Raw genomic sequence first — 15,179 nt, 5'->3', positions numbered from 1 at the left:
GTAATTCACTCGCCAATTTGTCGCAAAGGGCGCGCTTCACTGGTCACAATACGGGCTCTTCGGCCACGAGTTCAGTTCGGACAGTCACTTGGTGTCCCAGGAGTGACCCGGAACCGTGAGGACGCGAACAGGAAAGTGCTGCCGGTTGTTGGAGTAATGTGATGCCGTTGGTTGTGGTGATCGAAGACGATGCCAGCACGCGCGTGCTGGTTTCCGCCGTGATGCGCAAGGAGGGTTACCAGGTCGTGGTGGCCGAAGACGGTGCCCAGGGCCTCGCACTGATCCGCGAATACCTTCCTGATCTGATCATCAGTGATGTTCGTATGCCGGTGATGGACGGATTCGGCGTCCTGGAGGCCGTTCGCGCCTCCGAGGCGACGGCCACCACCCCCATCATTCTGCTCACGTCCTTGCAGGATCGAGCCAACATGCGCCACGGCATGACAGCTGGTGCGGACGACTACCTCACCAAGCCATTCAAGGCGCAGGAGCTGAGAGAGGCGGCCGTTGCCCAGTTGAACAAGCGGGGGCGGGTCGAGGCGGTGCGGGCTCAGGCGGTCGACAAGGCGCTAGCGGTACAGCAGGAAAAGATTACGCAGCTTTACGAAAAGCGCATGGCCAAAGAGCTGTCGATGCAGTGGCCGGAGGCGGGGCAGACCGATGCCCATGAGCGACATCCGAGCGCGACCGCACTGTTCGCGGACATGCGTGATTATGCAAAGTGGACGCAGCGGCTCGCGCCCCATGAACTGGGTGATCTGGTGACCAAGTTCTACTCCAGCGTCGGCGACACGGTTCATCTGTTCGGGGCACGGCACATGCAGTTCGTCGGTGACGGCATGTTGTGCGTTTTTGTCAACTCGGCAGACACCCATTCGGTCAACCATGCGCTGCGGGCGGCAAAGGCTGCGCTGGGCCTGCAAGACGGCTGCCGGCGAATTGATTCCTTCATTCAGCAGAAGTTCGCTGATCGGGGGCTTCCCCCGTTTCGTTTGAACGTGGTCATGCACACCGGGCCAGTGATGTTCACGCCGCTGGATGGACTTTTCGCCATGGCGACCCAGTCGACCCCGGTCGGCGAGCCGGTAAGCACGGTCCTGAAGTTCTTCAGCAACCCGAACGCGCCCGACTGGGCGATCGCAGCTACCACCCAGACCAATGTGCTCCTGCGTGGGAGTGTCCGTACCGGGCGACGCGCGCTCGTGACGATGCCCGATCGTCCCTTGGGGCTGGACATGGTTGAGTTCCTGGGCCTGGCGCAATAGGCTTGTCCGACCCTGGCCCTGGCAGGTTTGGCGATCAGGCGGGCCGCGGGTTGGCCATGGGCGAACTGCCCGTTTGGGTGCTGTGGGTGAAGAGCCAGTCCTTGAACGCCGTGGCAGCTGCCGAAAGGCGCTTGCCGCGCGGATAGACCACATGCCAGCGGCGGATCAGCGGGAAGCCCTGCACATCGAGTTGTGCCAGTTCGCCAAGAGCCAGTTCCGCCGCGACGGTGTGAATTGACAGCACCGCCAGTCCCAGGCCCCCGGCCACGGTTTGTTTGATGGCCTCATTGCTGCCGACCTCCAGTCGATTTCTGAGCACGAGGCCCTGACTGGCGAAGAATTTCTCTGCGGTCAGTCGGGTTCCCGAGCCGGGTTCGCGCAGGATGAACGGCTCGTGCGCGAGTTTTTTCGGCGCGATGCCCCTCTGCCCCACCAGCGGATGCTCGGGCGGCGCTACCAGCACCAGGGGGTTGTCGGCAAGTTCCTCGCTGATCACGTTCATCTGCTCGGGGGGCTGACCCATGATGTAGAGGTCGTCCTCGTTGCCGGCCAGGCGTTGCAGCAGCTTCTCCCGGTTGCCCACCACCATCGCTACCTCGATACCCGGGTGCGCGGCGCAAAAGCCGCCCAGCAACTTGGGCACGGTGTACTTCACCGTGGTCAGGATGGCGAGTTTGAGGCTGCCGCGCTCCACACCTTGCAGCGCGGCAAGGTCCTCGGCCAGCCGCTGCAAGCGCGCTTCGATGTCCTCGCTTGCTTCGGCCAGCGTCGTTCCGGAAGCGGTCAGGTAGATCTTCTTGCCCAGTTGCTCGAACAGCGGCTGGCCCACGGTTTCTGACAACTGTTTGACCTGCAAGGACAGTGTGGGCGGCGAGAGATGCAGTTCCTCGGCCGCACGGGCAAAACTTTTGTTGCGCGCGACCGCGAGAAAGATGCGCAACTGGTTCAACGTGACGTGACGCAGGTTCATGGGCGTGTCGGAACCATTTATTTTTATAAAACATTATCGTCTAAACATTTTACTTTTATTTATTGTTCAGGACCGACAGAATCCGCACCAGTTCAGAGCAGGAGCGCCCCATCGCAGCACAGTGCGGACCGCTTTGGGCACCTCAGTGAGTCGTTCATTACCCGAATTGGAGCAATACGCATGGCCGTCAAGACCTACAACGCCGGTGTCAAGGAATACCGCAGCACCTACTGGGAGCCCCAGTACACCGTCAAGGACACCGACATTCTGGCGGTGTTCAAGATCACGCCCCAGCCCGGGGTCGATCGGGAGGAAGTGGCCGCCGCCGTGGCCGCCGAGTCGTCCACGGGTACCTGGACCACAGTCTGGACCGACCTGCTGACCGACCTGGATTACTACAAGGGCCGCGCCTACCGCATTGAAGACGTGCCCGGTGACGACACCTGCTTCTACGCTTTTGTGGCCTATCCGATCGACCTCTTCGAGGAAGGTTCGGTGGTCAACGTGCTGACCTCCCTGGTGGGCAACGTCTTCGGTTTCAAGGCATTGCGGGCCTTGCGGCTCGAAGACATCCGTTTCCCGATCGCTTACGTGAAGACCTGCGGTGGCCCGCCCCATGGCATCCAGGTCGAGCGGGACATGATGAACAAGTACGGCCGTCCGTTGCTGGGCTGCACCATCAAACCCAAGCTCGGTCTGTCAGGCAAGAACTATGGGCGTGCCGTGTACGAATGCCTGCGTGGGGGGCTGGACTTCACCAAGGACGACGAGAACGTCAACAGCCAGCCCTTCATGCGCTGGCGCCAGCGATTCGACTTCGTGCAGGAAGCCATCGAGAAGGCCGAGCGCGAGACCGGCGAGCGCAAAGGCCACTACCTGAACGTGACCGCCCCCACGCCTGAAGAGATGTACAAGCGCGCCGAGTACGCCAAGGAAATCGGCTCGCCGATCATCATGCACGACTACCTGACCGGCGGCTTCTGTGCCAATACCGGTCTGGCCAACTGGTGCCGCGACAACGGCATGTTGCTGCACATCCACCGGGCGATGCACGCCGTGATCGACCGCAATCCGCACCACGGCATCCATTTCCGAGTGTTGACCAAGTGCCTGCGCCTGTCCGGCGGCGACCACCTGCACTCCGGAACCGTGGTGGGCAAGCTCGAAGGCGACCGCGCTTCCACCCTAGGCTGGATTGACATCATGCGTGACGAGTTCATCAAGGAAGACCGCAGCCGGGGCATCTTCTTCGACCAGGACTTCGGCTCCATGCCCGGCGTGATGCCGGTGGCCTCCGGCGGTATCCACGTCTGGCACATGCCGGCCCTGGTCAACATCTTCGGTGACGATTCGGTGCTGCAGTTCGGCGGCGGCACGCTCGGTCACCCCTGGGGAAACGCCGCTGGCGCAGCCGCCAACCGTGTCGCGCTGGAAGCCTGCGTCAAGGCGCGCAACGAAGGCGTCGCGGTGGAGAAAGAGGGCAAGGCCGTACTGAGCGAAGCCGCCAAACACTCGCCCGAACTCAAGATCGCCATGGAGACCTGGAAAGAGATCAAGTTCGAGTTCGACACGGTGGACAAACTCGACATCGCCCACAAGTGAACCCGCTCCATCGAACCCTCTGAAAGAAGCACATCATGAGCATGCAGGACTATCACAGCCGCCTCTCCGACCCCTCCAGCCGCAAGTTCGAGACTTTCTCTTACTTGCCCGCCATGACCAAGGATGAGATCCGCAAACAGGTCGAGTACCTGGTCAAGAAGGGCCTGAATCCCGCGATCGAGCACACCGAGCCGCAGTACCTGATGGACTCGTACTGGTACATGTGGAAACTGCCCATGTTCGGTGAGACCGATGTGGACAAGGTGCTGGCCGAGTGCGAAGCCTGCCGCCAGGCCAATCCGGACAACCATGTACGCCTGATCGGCTACGACAACTTCAAGCAGTCGCAAGGCGCGTCGATGGTGATCTACCGCGGAAAGACCGTCTGAAAGGGGTGGGGCCCATGAGCGATACTCTGGACGCGTACCGCGTCGCCACACAACCCTACTACCGCCCCGTCGCCGACGAGGTCGAGTTGTATGAGGCTGCGTACTCGGTGCGCATGCCCATGATGCTCAAGGGCCCCACCGGCTGTGGCAAGACACGTTTCGTCGAATACATGGCGTGGAGGCTCAACAGGCCGCTGATCACTGTGGCCTGCAACGAAGACATGACTGCCAGCGATCTGGTGGGCCGTTTCCTGCTGGATGCCCAGGGCACCCGCTGGCAGGACGGCCCGCTGGCCATGGCCGCACGCTACGGCGCGATCTGTTACCTCGACGAAGTCGTCGAAGCCCGGCAGGACACCACCGTGGTTATCCACCCTTTGACCGACAACCGCCGTGTGCTCCCGCTGGAGAAAAAGGGCGAACTGGTCAAGGCCCACCCGGACTTCCAGATCGTCATCTCCTGCAACCCGGGCTACCAGAGCCTGATGAAGGACCTCAAGCAGTCCACCAAGCAGCGCTTTGGCGCGCTGGATTTCAACTACCCCGAACACGCGATCGAGGCCGAGATCGTGGCGCACGAAACCGGCGTCGGCGCCGAGGTGGCGGACAAGCTGGTTGGTATCGCCGAGCGGGCGCGCAACCTCAAGGGCCACGGCCTGGACGAAGGCATCTCCACCCGCATGCTGATCTACGCGGGCAGCCTGATCGCCCAGGGCGTGCTGGCCCAGGCCGCCTGCCGTGTGGCCCTGGTGCGCCCCATCACCGACGACCCGGACATGCGCGACGCGCTCGACGCCGCAGTGGCTACATTCTTCTGACTCCCGACGTTCCGCCATGAGCGTCCACCTGCACGACCACACCGAGTGGACCCAGCAGCTCGCACCCGCCTCGCGCGCGCTGCTGGAGCACACCTGGTCCGATGCCACCAAAGTGTTCTCCGCACGCGGGCTGGACAACTATGTCAAAGGCGCCGCTGCGCTGCAGGGTCTGGGCCGGGGCGATGAGCTGGTCAATGCCTGGCTCGACGGCGCGCCGCAGGTGGCCCGGGAGATCGGCGAGGACGTGGTGGGCGAGCTTGCCACCACCGCGCTCCTGCTTGCGTCCAAGACCTCGGGCGCGGTGATCGAACTGGTGCTGGCCACCGCGCCCACTGCCGCGCGCCGCCTGGCCGATGGCGCGCTGTTCCTGCAATACCTGCAGTTTCTCAATACCCTGGTGGCGCAGGCGCCGCGCGGCCTGCGTCCCCTGCTGGGACAGCTTGATGCACTGTTCGTGCAGCTCACACTCGGCGGCCTGCGGCGCTGGGCGACCTGGGGAGCGCAGGCGCACCGCACGAACTACGAAGAACAGATCGCCTATTTCGGCTTGCAGTCGAAAGAGTCGCTGGCCATGCTGCAGAAGGAGCGCAAGGGCACGCTGCTGGTGGATGTGCAAAGGCGCATCAACATGTACCTTCGCGCGCTCTGGGGCCGCGACTTTTTCATGCGCCCCACGGCGGGAGACTACGAAAGCCGCGATGGCTACCGGCCCTTCATTGAGGACTACTTCATCCACCTGCCCGACGCCTACGACGCGGTCGACGGCAACGCCGGCCCGGTGGACGCGATACAGCTGTACCGCGCCGCAGCCGCGCATGCCGCTGCGCACGTGGTCTTCACACGCCAGCCAATCTCGGCCGAGTCGCTCAGCCCGTGGCAAATGGCGGTGATCGGTCTGATGGAAGACGCACGGGTCGAGGCACTGGCGATGGCGCGCTTTCCCGGGCTGCGATCGCTCTGGGCGAGCCTGCACACGGCGCAGGCCTCGCAGCAGCGGTCAGCGGGCGACTGGCTGGGGCGACTGGCGCGTGCGTTGCTCGACCCGGACTTCGTCGACCCACACCCCTGGATCGCCCAGGGCCGTGCGCTCCTGGCTGCGGCGCTTCCGCAAATCATCGCTGATCCACACCACAACACGGTGTCTTGGGAGATGGGCGTGCAGCTTGCACACCGTTACCGGGAGCTCACGCAGGGTCCGGCCTTCCAGCCGCGCACCGACCTGCAAACCGCGGCCTACCGCGACGACAACCGCTACTTCTGGGCTTTCGACGGCTTTGACGTTGAGCGTTCCATCGCCGCCGGGTACGAACCGCCGCAGCAGGTGCGAAAGCAAGTCAACCTGATGGAGTTCGTCAACGAGCTGGAGGTGGAAGGGGCGGGTGATGACGCGCAGGAAATCTGGGTCCTGGGCACTGAACTTTTCCCCTACGAAGACTTGGGCGTGTCGTTCAACCAGAGTGAAGGTCGCGAGCCGGTGCTGCCGGCAGTGCACTACGGTGAGTGGGACCACATGATCCAGCTCGAACGACCGGCCTGGGCCACCGTACAGGAGCGACGGCCCAGGGCCGGTGACCCGGCAGTCATTGATGACATTCTGGTTGAACATCGCCGCCTGACCGGGAGGATGAAGTACCTCCTGGACGCCATGCAGCCCCAGGGCGTGCAGCGGATCCGCAAGCTGGAAGACGGCGACGAAATCGACCTCAACGCGGCGCTGGCCTCACTCACCGATCTGCGCATGGGGCGGCAACCGGATCCCCGCATCATGATGCGCAGTGTGCGCAAGACGCGCGACATTTCGGTTCTTGTCCTGCTGGACCTCTCACAGTCCACCAACGAAAAGGTCCCGGGCCAGGAACACACCGTGCTTGACCTCACCCGCTCGGCCTGCGCGTTGCTTGCTGACGCAATCGAGAAAGTGGGCGACCCGTTTGCCATCCACGGCTTCTGTTCCGACGGCCGGCACGACGTGAACTACTGGCGCTTCAAGGACTTTGGTCAGCCCTACGACGGCGTGGCGAAAGCGCGCCTGGCGGGCATGGAAGGTCAGCTCTCCACCCGCATGGGCGCGGCCATCCGCCACGCCGCGGCGTCGCTCAAGGCGCAACGCAGCACCAAAAAGCTGCTGCTCGTCATCACCGACGGTGAACCGGCGGATGTGGATGTGCGCGACCCGCAGTACCTTCGCCAGGACACCCGGAAAGCGGTGGAGGAGGCCGGCCGCAGCGGCGTGGTGACCTACTGCATGAGCCTGGACCCGCGCGCCGACCAGTACGTGCGCCGCATCTTTGGTGAACGCCACTATCTGGTGGTGGACAAAGTGGAAAGACTGCCTGAGAAGCTGCCGGTGCTCTATGCTGGTCTGACCCGATAACCTGGAAATCCACCATGAGCACGATCCACAGCCGTCAGCAGACCTACGCTGGCATCGCCCACGAAGAACCCCATGGCATGACCATGACCGGGCGCATCATCCGCGATGCCTGGGTGTTTGGTCTTTTGCCGGAGGGCGAAGGTTTTGCCGGCAAAAGCGCGGGTGATCTGCAGAATCTGTTCGAGGCCGTGCACAAGGCCTGGGAGCCCTACGGCCAGTTGCCCAGTCGCCTGCCTGCCGAACTGGTCCAGCGCCATGCGCGCATCCACGCCGAGGCGGTGGAGCGGGCCAAGAGCCTGGGCTGGGACGCGGAGCTGGCCGACGATGACTGATCAGGCGCCGCTGTGGCTGCCCGACGGAAGCGGGACCAGGGCGCCGTACTTGCCGGCCAGGTAACTCTCAGCGCGCTCCAGCATGAAGTAGCGGAATGCCTCGGCCGCCGGCGACAGCAGCTTGGAAAGGTTGTGCACCAGATTCCAGCCGCGCCAAACGGGGGTGCCTTCCACATCCAGCGTGGCAATGAGCTGATGCTCCAGTTCCAGACCGATGGTGTGCAGCGAAAGGAAGCTGATCCCCATGCCGGCCATGACCGCCTGTTTGATGGTTTCGTTGCTGGTCATTTCCATCACCACACGCGGCTCCAGGCGCGAGCGGGACAAAAATTTCTCCATGGCGGCGCGTGTACCTGAGCCCCGCTCGCGAAGGATGAATCCGTAGGGCCGCAGCGACTCCACACTTGGGTGGCCCACTTTGAGCAGAGGGTGGTCGGTGGGCGCAACAAAAACATGGGGGTGTGCGGCAAAGGGTTCGGCGCGGGTGGCCAGCTCGTTCGGTGCCCGTCCCATCACCGCGATATCCACTTCGTTGCCCTGCAGCATCTTGACCAGCTGCTCGCGATTGCCGACCGCAAGGCGGATTTCGATGCCCGCGTGCTCCTGCTTGAATTCCGCCAGCAGCCGTGGCAAGAAATACTTGGCGGTGCTGACCATCCCGATCGTCAGCTGTCCGACCTCCAGTCGCTGCAACCGCGCGGCGGCATCTTCCGCGTCCTTGAGTGTCGAGAGCATTCTGCGGGCGTAGACCAGCATGTACTCGCCCGCGGTGGTCAGCGCGACCTGGCGACCGGTACGCTCAAACAAAGGCAGGCCCACATGCCCTTCAAGTTCCTTGACCTGCATGGTCACCGCCGGCGGTGTCAGATGCAAGGCTTCGGCGGCACGAGCGAAGCTGAGGTGGCGGGCGACCTCCGTGAAAACCCTAAGCTGGCGGAATGTAGCGTTTTTCATTCAGGTTTAGCTGAATATAAACAGAATAAAACTTGAATATAACTTACTTAAGCTTTTGCTTATAGTGAGCCCGTCATGCCCCAACAGGGGTGCCCTCCGATTTTTTCCAACCCATGCAGACCATGCTCAAGGCGCTCATTTTCGATGTCGACGGCACGCTGGCCGATACGGAAAACGCACACCGCGCTGCGTTCAATGCGGCGTTTGCCGAAGTGGGGCGCGACTGGGTGTGGGACGAGGCCCTGTACACCCGATTGCTGGAGGTATCGGGCGGCAAAGAGCGCATCCTGCATTACTGGCGTAGCATTCAGCCCGATCTGAAGGACATAGGGGGCGCCGGGGTGCGTGACACCGTCGCCCGTATCCATGAGATCAAGACTGCCGCCTACGAGCGTGCCGTCCAGGAGGGTGCGGTGCAGTTGCGCCCCGGCGTACTGCGCCTGATCGAATCGGCCTGGGCGGCGGGTTTGCGCCTGGCCATTGCCACGACGACCTCACCGGTCAATATCGCTGCGCTGTTGCGCGCCGCCATCGGGCCGGACTGGCCGCATTTTTTTCAGGTGGTGGAAGACGCCTCGACCGCGCCCGAAAAAAAGCCCAACCCGCAGGTCTACCTGCAGTCACTCCGCCGCCTGGGTTTGACCGGGTCCGAATGCCTGGCCTTCGAAGACTCCGCCAACGGGCTGCGCGCGGCGACATCGGCCGGCCTGGCCACCCTCATTACCCCGAACGCCTATACCGCCCACCAGGACTTCCGGGGCGCGTTGCGTGTCCTTCCTGATCTGCAAGGCACCACCGTTGCCCACCTGCGCTCGTGGCATTCGGATGCCCTGCAGCGCCGTGTCGCTTGAAAGACCCTGCCATGACCACCGCTTTGCGCCTTGCTCCTTCCATTCTTTCCGCCGATTTCGCCCGCCTGGGCGAGGAGGTGCGCGCTATTGAAGCCGCTGGCGCCGATCTGGTGCACTTCGACGTGATGGACAACCACTACGTGCCTAACCTCACCATCGGCCCGCTGGTGTGCGAGGCGATCCGTCCGCATGTGTCGATCCCCATTGACGTGCACCTGATGGTGGAGCCGGTCGATGCGCTGATTCCCTTGTTTGCCAAGGCCGGCGCCAATCTCATCACCTTCCACCCCGAGGCCAGCCGCCATGTGGACCGGACGCTGCAGCTGATCCGCGACCACGGCTGCAAGGCGGGCATCGTGCTGAACCCGGCCACCCCGCTGGACTGGATGGACCACGTGATGGACAGGCTGGACATCGTGCTGCTGATGAGCGTCAACCCCGGCTTCGGCGGCCAGAAGTTCATCGACGCCACCCTGCCCAAACTGCGCGAGGCGCGCCGGCGGATTGACGCGTACACCGGCGAGACCGGCCGGGCTATCTGGCTGGAGGTCGACGGAGGCGTGAAGTCGGACAACATTGGTGCCATCGTCGCGGCGGGTGCCGATACCTGCGTGGCCGGCAGCGCGGTGTTTGGCGCACCGGACCCGGATGGTGGCTACCGCGGTGTCATGAAAACCCTGCGTTCCAGCGCCCGCCCCTGATCCCGACCCGATTGCACTGATTTCCCCTCTTCTGTCGAAAGACCACGATGACCACAAGACGCCGATTTACCCTCACACAGTACCTCATCGAGCAACGGCGACGCTTTCCTGGCGCCAGCGGCGATTTCAACTCGCTGGTCCTTGAGGTCGCGCTGGCCTGCAAAGCGATTGCCCGCTCGGTTGCGTTGGGTGAACTGGGCAACGTGCTCAGCCACTTTGGCGAGGACGAGGTGAGCACGGCCGTCAACATTCAGGGCGAGGAACAAAAGCGGCTGGATGTCATCAGCAACGCCTATTTCACCGAAATGACCGAGTGGAGCGGCAATCTCGCCGGCATGGCCTCCGAAGAGATGGATCACCCCTACCAGATCCCGGCGCCGCACCCGCGCGGCAACTACCTGCTGGTGTTCGACCCGCTGGACGGCTCCAGCAATCTGGACGTGAACGTCACGGTAGGCAGCATTTTCAGCATCCTGCGCGCACCGCAGGACGTCATTGACAGTGGCCGCGACGTGGTCGAGTCGGATTTCTTCCAGCCAGGCGCGCAGCAGATGGCGGCCGGCTACGCGCTGTACGGCCCGAGCACCATGCTGGTGCTGACCGTGGGCAACGGCGTGGCCGGTTTCACCCTGGACCCCAATCTGGGCCAGTTCATGCTGACGCATCCGAACATCCAGGTGCCGCCGGACACCCAGGAGTTCGCCATCAATGCGTCGAACAGCCGCTTCTGGGAGCCGCCGGTCAAGCGCTACGTGGACGAATGCCTCGCTGGCAAGACCGGCCCGCGTGGCAAGGACTTCAACATGCGCTGGATTGCCTCGATGGTGGCCGAGGCGCACCGCATCCTCATGCGCGGCGGCGTGTTCATGTATCCGCGCGACACCAAGGACCCCAGCAAGCCCGGGCGCCTGCGCCTGCTGTACGAGGCCAGTCCGGTGGGCTTCATCATGGAGCAGGCCGGTGGCCGGGCCAGCACCGGTCGGGAGCCGGTGCTCGGCGTACAGCCGACGGCCCTGCACCAGCGCATTGGCCTGGTGTTCGGCAGCAAAAACGAGGTGGAACGCATCGAGCGCTACCACCGGGAGCCGGTCGCGATCAAGGACGACAACCCGCTGTTTTCCGAGCGGAGTCTGTTTCGGGATTGAGAAAGTTCCGAAAAGAATAGCAAACAGTGACCTTTTTACGCTGGGTATTGCCAGATTTGACCTGAATTTCACTCTCCGGAGATATCCCCATGTCCGAACGCCATCCCATCATCGCCATCACCGGCTCCAGCGGTGCCGGAACCTCCACGGTGACCCGTACCTTCCAGAACATCTTCCGCCGCGAGAACCTCAAGGCCGCCGTCATTGAAGGTGACAGCTTCCACCGGCTGGACCGCAAAGCCATGAAACAGCGAATGGCCGAGGAAGAGGCCAAAGGCAACCGCCACTTCAGCCACTTCGGCGCCGAAGGCAACCTGTTCCCCGAAATCGAGGGCTTGTTCCGCCAGTACGCCACCGACGGCACCGGCCAGTGCCGCAAATACCTGCACAACGCCGAAGAAGCGGCGCCCTACCAGCAGGAGCCCGGCACCTTCACCCCGTGGGAAGACATTCCCGCCGGAACCGACCTGCTGTTCTACGAAGGCCTGCACGGCGCGGTGAAAACCGACACGGTCGACATCGCCCGCTACCCGGACCTGCTGATCGGCGTGGTGCCGTCCATCAACCTGGAGTGGATCCAGAAGCTCATCCGCGACAAGACGCAACGCGGCTACAGCCAGGAAGCGGTGGTGGACACCATCCTGCGCCGCATGCCCGACTATGTGAACTACATCGTGCCGCAGTTCGGCCTGACGCACGTGAACTTCCAGCGCGTGCCGGTGGTGGACACCTCCAACCCCTTCATCGCGCGGGACATTCCCAGCGCCGACGAGAGCATGGTGGTGATCCGTTTCGCCCAGCCCAAGGGCATCGACTTCCAGTACCTGCTGACGATGATCAACGGCTCCTGGATGAGCCGTGCCAACACCATCGTGGTGCCCGGCGGCAAGATGGAACTGGCGATGCAGCTGATCTTCACGCCCTTCATCTGGCGCATGATGGAGCGCAAGAAGCGCGCCATGGGACTGGCCTGAGCGGCGGCAAGGAGACACGACGATGCGCAATCCTTCGCCCGAACTCGCCCGCCGCATGGCCAACGCCATCCGCATGCTTGCGGTGGACGCCGTGGAAAAGGCCAAATCCGGCCACCCCGGTGCCCCGATGGGCATGGCCGACATCGCCGAGGTGCTGTGGAACCGGCACCTGAAACACAACCCGGCCAACCCGCACTGGCCCGACCGGGACCGCTTTGTGCTGTCCAACGGCCACGGCTCGATGCTGATCTACGCGCTGCTGCACCTGACCGGCTACGACCTGCCGATCGACGAGCTGAAAAACTTCCGCCAGCTGCACAGCAAAACCGCCGGCCACCCCGAGGTGGGGATCACCCCGGGTGTGGAAACCACCACCGGGCCGCTGGGCCAGGGCATCACCAACGCGGTGGGCATGGCGCTGGCCGAAAAACTGCTGGCGGCGGAATTCAACCGCGAGGACGAAGACACCCGCCACACCATCGTGGACCACTTCACCTATGTGTTCCTGGGCGACGGCTGCCTGATGGAAGGCATCAGCCACGAGGCCTGTTCCCTGGCCGGCACGCTGCGCCTGTCCAAACTGGTGGCGTTCTGGGACGACAACGGCATTTCCATCGACGGCCATGTTGAAGGCTGGTTCACCGACGACACCCCGGCGCGTTTCCGCGCCTACGGCTGGCATGTGATCGCCGGTGTGGACGGGCATGACAGCGCCGCGGTGGACGCCGCCGTGGCCGCCGCCCGCGCCCAGGCCGCCCGCCCGGACGGCAAACCGACGCTGATCTGCTGCAAGACGGTGATCGGCATGGGCTCGCCCAACAAGGCCGGCACCCACGACGTGCACGGCGCCGCGCTGGGCGCCGCTGAAGTGGCCGCCACCCGCGAAGCCCTGGGATGGACGGCCGCGCCGTTCGAGTTGCCGGCCGACATCGCTGCCGCCTGGGACGCCCGCGCCGCTGGCGCCGAGGCCGAAGCCGCCTGGCAACAGCGCTTTGACGCCTACCGCGCCGCGTACCCGCTGGAGGCGGCCGAGTTCACGCGCCGCATGGCGGGCGACCTGCTGCCCGACTATGAGGCCCGGCTGCCCGAGCTGCTGGCCACCATCGCCGCCCGGCCCGACACCGTGGCCACCCGCAAGGCGAGCCAGAACGCACTCGATCTGCTGGCGCCGCTGGTGCCCGAGTTCTTCGGTGGCAGCGCCGACCTGACCGGCTCCAACCTGACCAACTTCAAGGGCTGCGTGAAGGCCGGGCGCGATGCCAGGGGCAACCACCTGAGCTACGGTGTGCGCGAGTTCGGCATGGCTGCGATCATGAATGGCATCGCGTTGCACGGCGGGTTCATCCCCTACGGCGGCACCTTCCTGACCTTCAGCGACTACAGCCGCAACGCCATCCGCATGGCGGCGCTGATGAAGCAGCGGGTCATCCACGTCTTCACCCACGACTCCATTGGCCTGGGCGAAGACGGCCCGACGCACCAGAGCGTGGAGCACGTGCCCAGCCTGCGCCTGATCCCGAATCTGGATGTCTGGCGCCCGGCCGACGCGCTGGAAACTGCCGTGGCCTGGGCCCACGCGCTGGAGCGCCGCGACGGACCCTCGGCGCTGTGCCTGTCGCGCCAGAACCTGCCCAAGGTCACCGGCACGGTGCTGGCCGGCCACATTCGCAAAGGCGGCTATATCCTGACCGACATGGACGAGCCACAGGCCGTGTTGCTGGCAACCGGCTCGGAAGTGGAGATTGCGCTGCGGGCCCAGGCGGCGCTGGCGGCCGAAGGCATCCGCACCCGCGTGGTGTCCATGCCCTGCACCAACCTGTTTGACCGCCAGAGCGAGGCCTATCAGGACATGGTGCTGCCGCTGGGCCTGCCCACGGTGGCGGTGGAAGCGGCGCACCCGGACTTCTGGCGCAAGTACGTGGGCCGCACCGGCGTGGTGGTGGGCATCGCCACCTTCGGCGAATCGGCGCCTGCCGGGTTGCTGTACGAGCACTTCGGCATCACGTCGGCCCGGGTGGTGGACGCCGCGCGCACGCTGGTGCACCGCGCCGCCCACCGGCGCGAGCAGCCGCTGCCGGCCCACATCGTGCGGTCCAGCAACTGAACCGGTGCCTGCCATGAACCGCGCTTTTGACCTGATCCTGTTCGACCTGGACGGCACGCTGATCGAAACGGCGCCGGAGATCGCCGACGCGGTGAACGACACGCTGCGCCGCTTTGACCTGTCGGAAGTGACGCAGCAGCAGGTGAACGACTGGATTGGCCACGGCACCCGCGAGCTGCTCATCCAGGCGCTGGCCTGGGCGGGCGGTGTTTCCGCCGAAACGGTCCGCCATTCCGAAAGTTTCCAACGGATCGAAATCGAGTTTGGCCGCTTCTATCAGGCGCGTTGCGGCACGCGCAGTCACCTGTATCCCCGAGTGCGTGAGGTGCTGGCGGCGCTGCGCACCGAGGGCGTCAAACTTGCCGTGGTGACCAACAAGGAAGGGCGCTACACCGAGACGGTGCTTGCGGCGCACCAGCTGGGGCCGCTGTTTGACCGGGTCATCAGCGGCGACACGTTGCCGGTGAAAAAGCCGGACCCGGCCGGTGTGCTGGCTTGCCTGGAGCAGTTCCAGGTGCCAGCCGGCCGCGCGCTGTTCGTGGGCGATTCGTCCATCGACGCCGCCACCGCCCGAAACGCCGGTGTGCCGGTGTGGCTGCTGCCGTATGGCTACAACATGGGCCAGCCGGTCGAAGCCTGCGCCCCTGACCGCGTCATCGCCGACTTCTCCGCCCTGCTGGCCGCCGAGGCCCCGGCCTGA

Annotated in this window: 14 protein-coding genes; 12 read left to right on the top strand and 2 right to left on the bottom strand. The window is 64.3% G+C overall.

Annotated elements, in window-relative coordinates:
• The first annotated feature begins 161 nt into the window (after positions 1-161).
• Positions 162-1,265 carry a response regulator gene (locus tag AC2EBU_RS08120; protein ID WP_484609850.1) on the top strand — a complete coding sequence of 368 codons (1,104 nt, stop codon included), beginning with the start codon at positions 162-164 and terminating at the stop codon, positions 1,263-1,265.
• Between the two features lie 34 nt (positions 1,266-1,299).
• Here AC2EBU_RS08120 and AC2EBU_RS08115 read toward each other — a convergent pair whose 3' ends face one another.
• The gene (locus AC2EBU_RS08115) at positions 1,300-2,235 is read right to left on the bottom strand and encodes a LysR family transcriptional regulator (RefSeq protein WP_484609849.1); all 936 of its coding nucleotides are present in this window, start codon (positions 2,233-2,235) and stop codon (positions 1,300-1,302) included.
• Positions 2,236-2,415: 180 nt separating this feature from the next.
• Here AC2EBU_RS08115 and AC2EBU_RS08110 point away from each other — a divergent pair, with 180 nt between their 5' ends.
• The 5 genes from AC2EBU_RS08110 to AC2EBU_RS08090 are packed head-to-tail and all read left to right on the top strand — an operon-like array spanning position 2,416 to position 7,750.
• A complete protein-coding gene (locus tag AC2EBU_RS08110; RefSeq protein ID WP_484609848.1) occupies positions 2,416-3,837 on the top strand; it encodes a form I ribulose bisphosphate carboxylase large subunit in 1,422 nt (473 codons plus the stop codon).
• Positions 3,838-3,872: 35 nt separating this feature from the next.
• Complete coding sequence (locus tag AC2EBU_RS08105; RefSeq protein WP_484609847.1) at positions 3,873-4,226, top strand: RuBisCO small subunit-like domain-containing protein; 354 nt, start codon at positions 3,873-3,875, stop codon at positions 4,224-4,226.
• 14 nt (positions 4,227-4,240) lie between these two features.
• The gene (locus AC2EBU_RS08100) at positions 4,241-5,044 is read left to right on the top strand and encodes an AAA family ATPase (protein ID WP_484609846.1); all 804 of its coding nucleotides are present in this window, start codon (positions 4,241-4,243) and stop codon (positions 5,042-5,044) included.
• A 16-nt stretch (positions 5,045-5,060) separates the two neighbouring features.
• On the top strand, positions 5,061-7,418 hold the full coding sequence (locus AC2EBU_RS08095; RefSeq protein WP_484609845.1) for a nitric oxide reductase activation protein NorD: 2,358 nt from the start codon (positions 5,061-5,063) through the stop codon (positions 7,416-7,418).
• Between the two features lie 14 nt (positions 7,419-7,432).
• Positions 7,433-7,750 carry a hypothetical protein gene (locus AC2EBU_RS08090; RefSeq protein WP_484609844.1) on the top strand — a complete coding sequence of 106 codons (318 nt, stop codon included), beginning with the start codon at positions 7,433-7,435 and terminating at the stop codon, positions 7,748-7,750.
• On the opposite strand, the gene AC2EBU_RS08085 is transcribed toward AC2EBU_RS08090, so the two are convergent.
• Positions 7,751-8,704: a LysR substrate-binding domain-containing protein gene (locus AC2EBU_RS08085; RefSeq protein WP_484609843.1), complete on the bottom strand. Its 954-nt coding sequence runs from the start codon at positions 8,702-8,704 to the stop codon at positions 7,751-7,753.
• Between the two features lie 122 nt (positions 8,705-8,826).
• Between AC2EBU_RS08085 and AC2EBU_RS08080 the strand changes: the two genes are divergently transcribed.
• From AC2EBU_RS08080 to AC2EBU_RS08055, 6 genes are all read left to right on the top strand, one after another.
• A complete protein-coding gene (locus AC2EBU_RS08080) occupies positions 8,827-9,555 on the top strand; it encodes an HAD-IA family hydrolase (RefSeq protein WP_484610145.1) in 729 nt (242 codons plus the stop codon).
• Positions 9,556-9,566: 11 nt separating this feature from the next.
• Positions 9,567-10,256 carry a ribulose-phosphate 3-epimerase gene (gene rpe, locus AC2EBU_RS08075; protein WP_484609842.1) on the top strand — a complete coding sequence of 230 codons (690 nt, stop codon included), beginning with the start codon at positions 9,567-9,569 and terminating at the stop codon, positions 10,254-10,256.
• 47 nt (positions 10,257-10,303) lie between these two features.
• Positions 10,304-11,401 carry a class 1 fructose-bisphosphatase gene (locus AC2EBU_RS08070; RefSeq protein ID WP_484609841.1) on the top strand — a complete coding sequence of 366 codons (1,098 nt, stop codon included), beginning with the start codon at positions 10,304-10,306 and terminating at the stop codon, positions 11,399-11,401.
• Positions 11,402-11,490: 89 nt separating this feature from the next.
• A complete protein-coding gene (locus AC2EBU_RS08065) occupies positions 11,491-12,375 on the top strand; it encodes a phosphoribulokinase (protein ID WP_484609840.1) in 885 nt (294 codons plus the stop codon).
• A 22-nt stretch (positions 12,376-12,397) separates the two neighbouring features.
• Positions 12,398-14,479 carry a transketolase gene (gene tkt / locus AC2EBU_RS08060; protein WP_484609839.1) on the top strand — a complete coding sequence of 694 codons (2,082 nt, stop codon included), beginning with the start codon at positions 12,398-12,400 and terminating at the stop codon, positions 14,477-14,479.
• A gap of 13 nt (positions 14,480-14,492) precedes the next feature.
• The gene (locus tag AC2EBU_RS08055) at positions 14,493-15,179 is read left to right on the top strand and encodes an HAD family hydrolase (RefSeq protein WP_484609838.1); all 687 of its coding nucleotides are present in this window, start codon (positions 14,493-14,495) and stop codon (positions 15,177-15,179) included.

Source organism: Curvibacter sp. T50 (assembly GCF_057219955.1).
Note: the sequence above shows the minus strand (reverse complement) of the source record. Positions and strands in the feature narration are given on the sequence as shown.

What these genes read in the sequence shown, in the direction of transcription:
- AC2EBU_RS08120 (WP_484609850.1), top strand. Translation starts at nt 162, where the DNA reads ATGCCGTTGGTTGTGGTGATCGAAGACGATGCCAGCACGCGCGTGCTG.
- AC2EBU_RS08115 (WP_484609849.1), bottom strand. Translation starts at nt 2,235, where the DNA reads ATGAACCTGCGTCACGTCACGTTGAACCAGTTGCGCATCTTTCTCGCG.
- AC2EBU_RS08110 (WP_484609848.1), top strand. Translation starts at nt 2,416, where the DNA reads ATGGCCGTCAAGACCTACAACGCCGGTGTCAAGGAATACCGCAGCACC.
- AC2EBU_RS08105 (WP_484609847.1), top strand. Translation starts at nt 3,873, where the DNA reads ATGAGCATGCAGGACTATCACAGCCGCCTCTCCGACCCCTCCAGCCGC.
- AC2EBU_RS08100 (WP_484609846.1), top strand. Translation starts at nt 4,241, where the DNA reads ATGAGCGATACTCTGGACGCGTACCGCGTCGCCACACAACCCTACTAC.
- AC2EBU_RS08095 (WP_484609845.1), top strand. Translation starts at nt 5,061, where the DNA reads ATGAGCGTCCACCTGCACGACCACACCGAGTGGACCCAGCAGCTCGCA.
- AC2EBU_RS08090 (WP_484609844.1), top strand. Translation starts at nt 7,433, where the DNA reads ATGAGCACGATCCACAGCCGTCAGCAGACCTACGCTGGCATCGCCCAC.
- AC2EBU_RS08085 (WP_484609843.1), bottom strand. Translation starts at nt 8,704, where the DNA reads ATGAAAAACGCTACATTCCGCCAGCTTAGGGTTTTCACGGAGGTCGCC.
- AC2EBU_RS08080 (WP_484610145.1), top strand. Translation starts at nt 8,827, where the DNA reads ATGCTCAAGGCGCTCATTTTCGATGTCGACGGCACGCTGGCCGATACG.
- rpe (WP_484609842.1), top strand. Translation starts at nt 9,567, where the DNA reads ATGACCACCGCTTTGCGCCTTGCTCCTTCCATTCTTTCCGCCGATTTC.
- AC2EBU_RS08070 (WP_484609841.1), top strand. Translation starts at nt 10,304, where the DNA reads ATGACCACAAGACGCCGATTTACCCTCACACAGTACCTCATCGAGCAA.
- AC2EBU_RS08065 (WP_484609840.1), top strand. Translation starts at nt 11,491, where the DNA reads ATGTCCGAACGCCATCCCATCATCGCCATCACCGGCTCCAGCGGTGCC.
- tkt (WP_484609839.1), top strand. Translation starts at nt 12,398, where the DNA reads ATGCGCAATCCTTCGCCCGAACTCGCCCGCCGCATGGCCAACGCCATC.
- AC2EBU_RS08055 (WP_484609838.1), top strand. Translation starts at nt 14,493, where the DNA reads ATGAACCGCGCTTTTGACCTGATCCTGTTCGACCTGGACGGCACGCTG.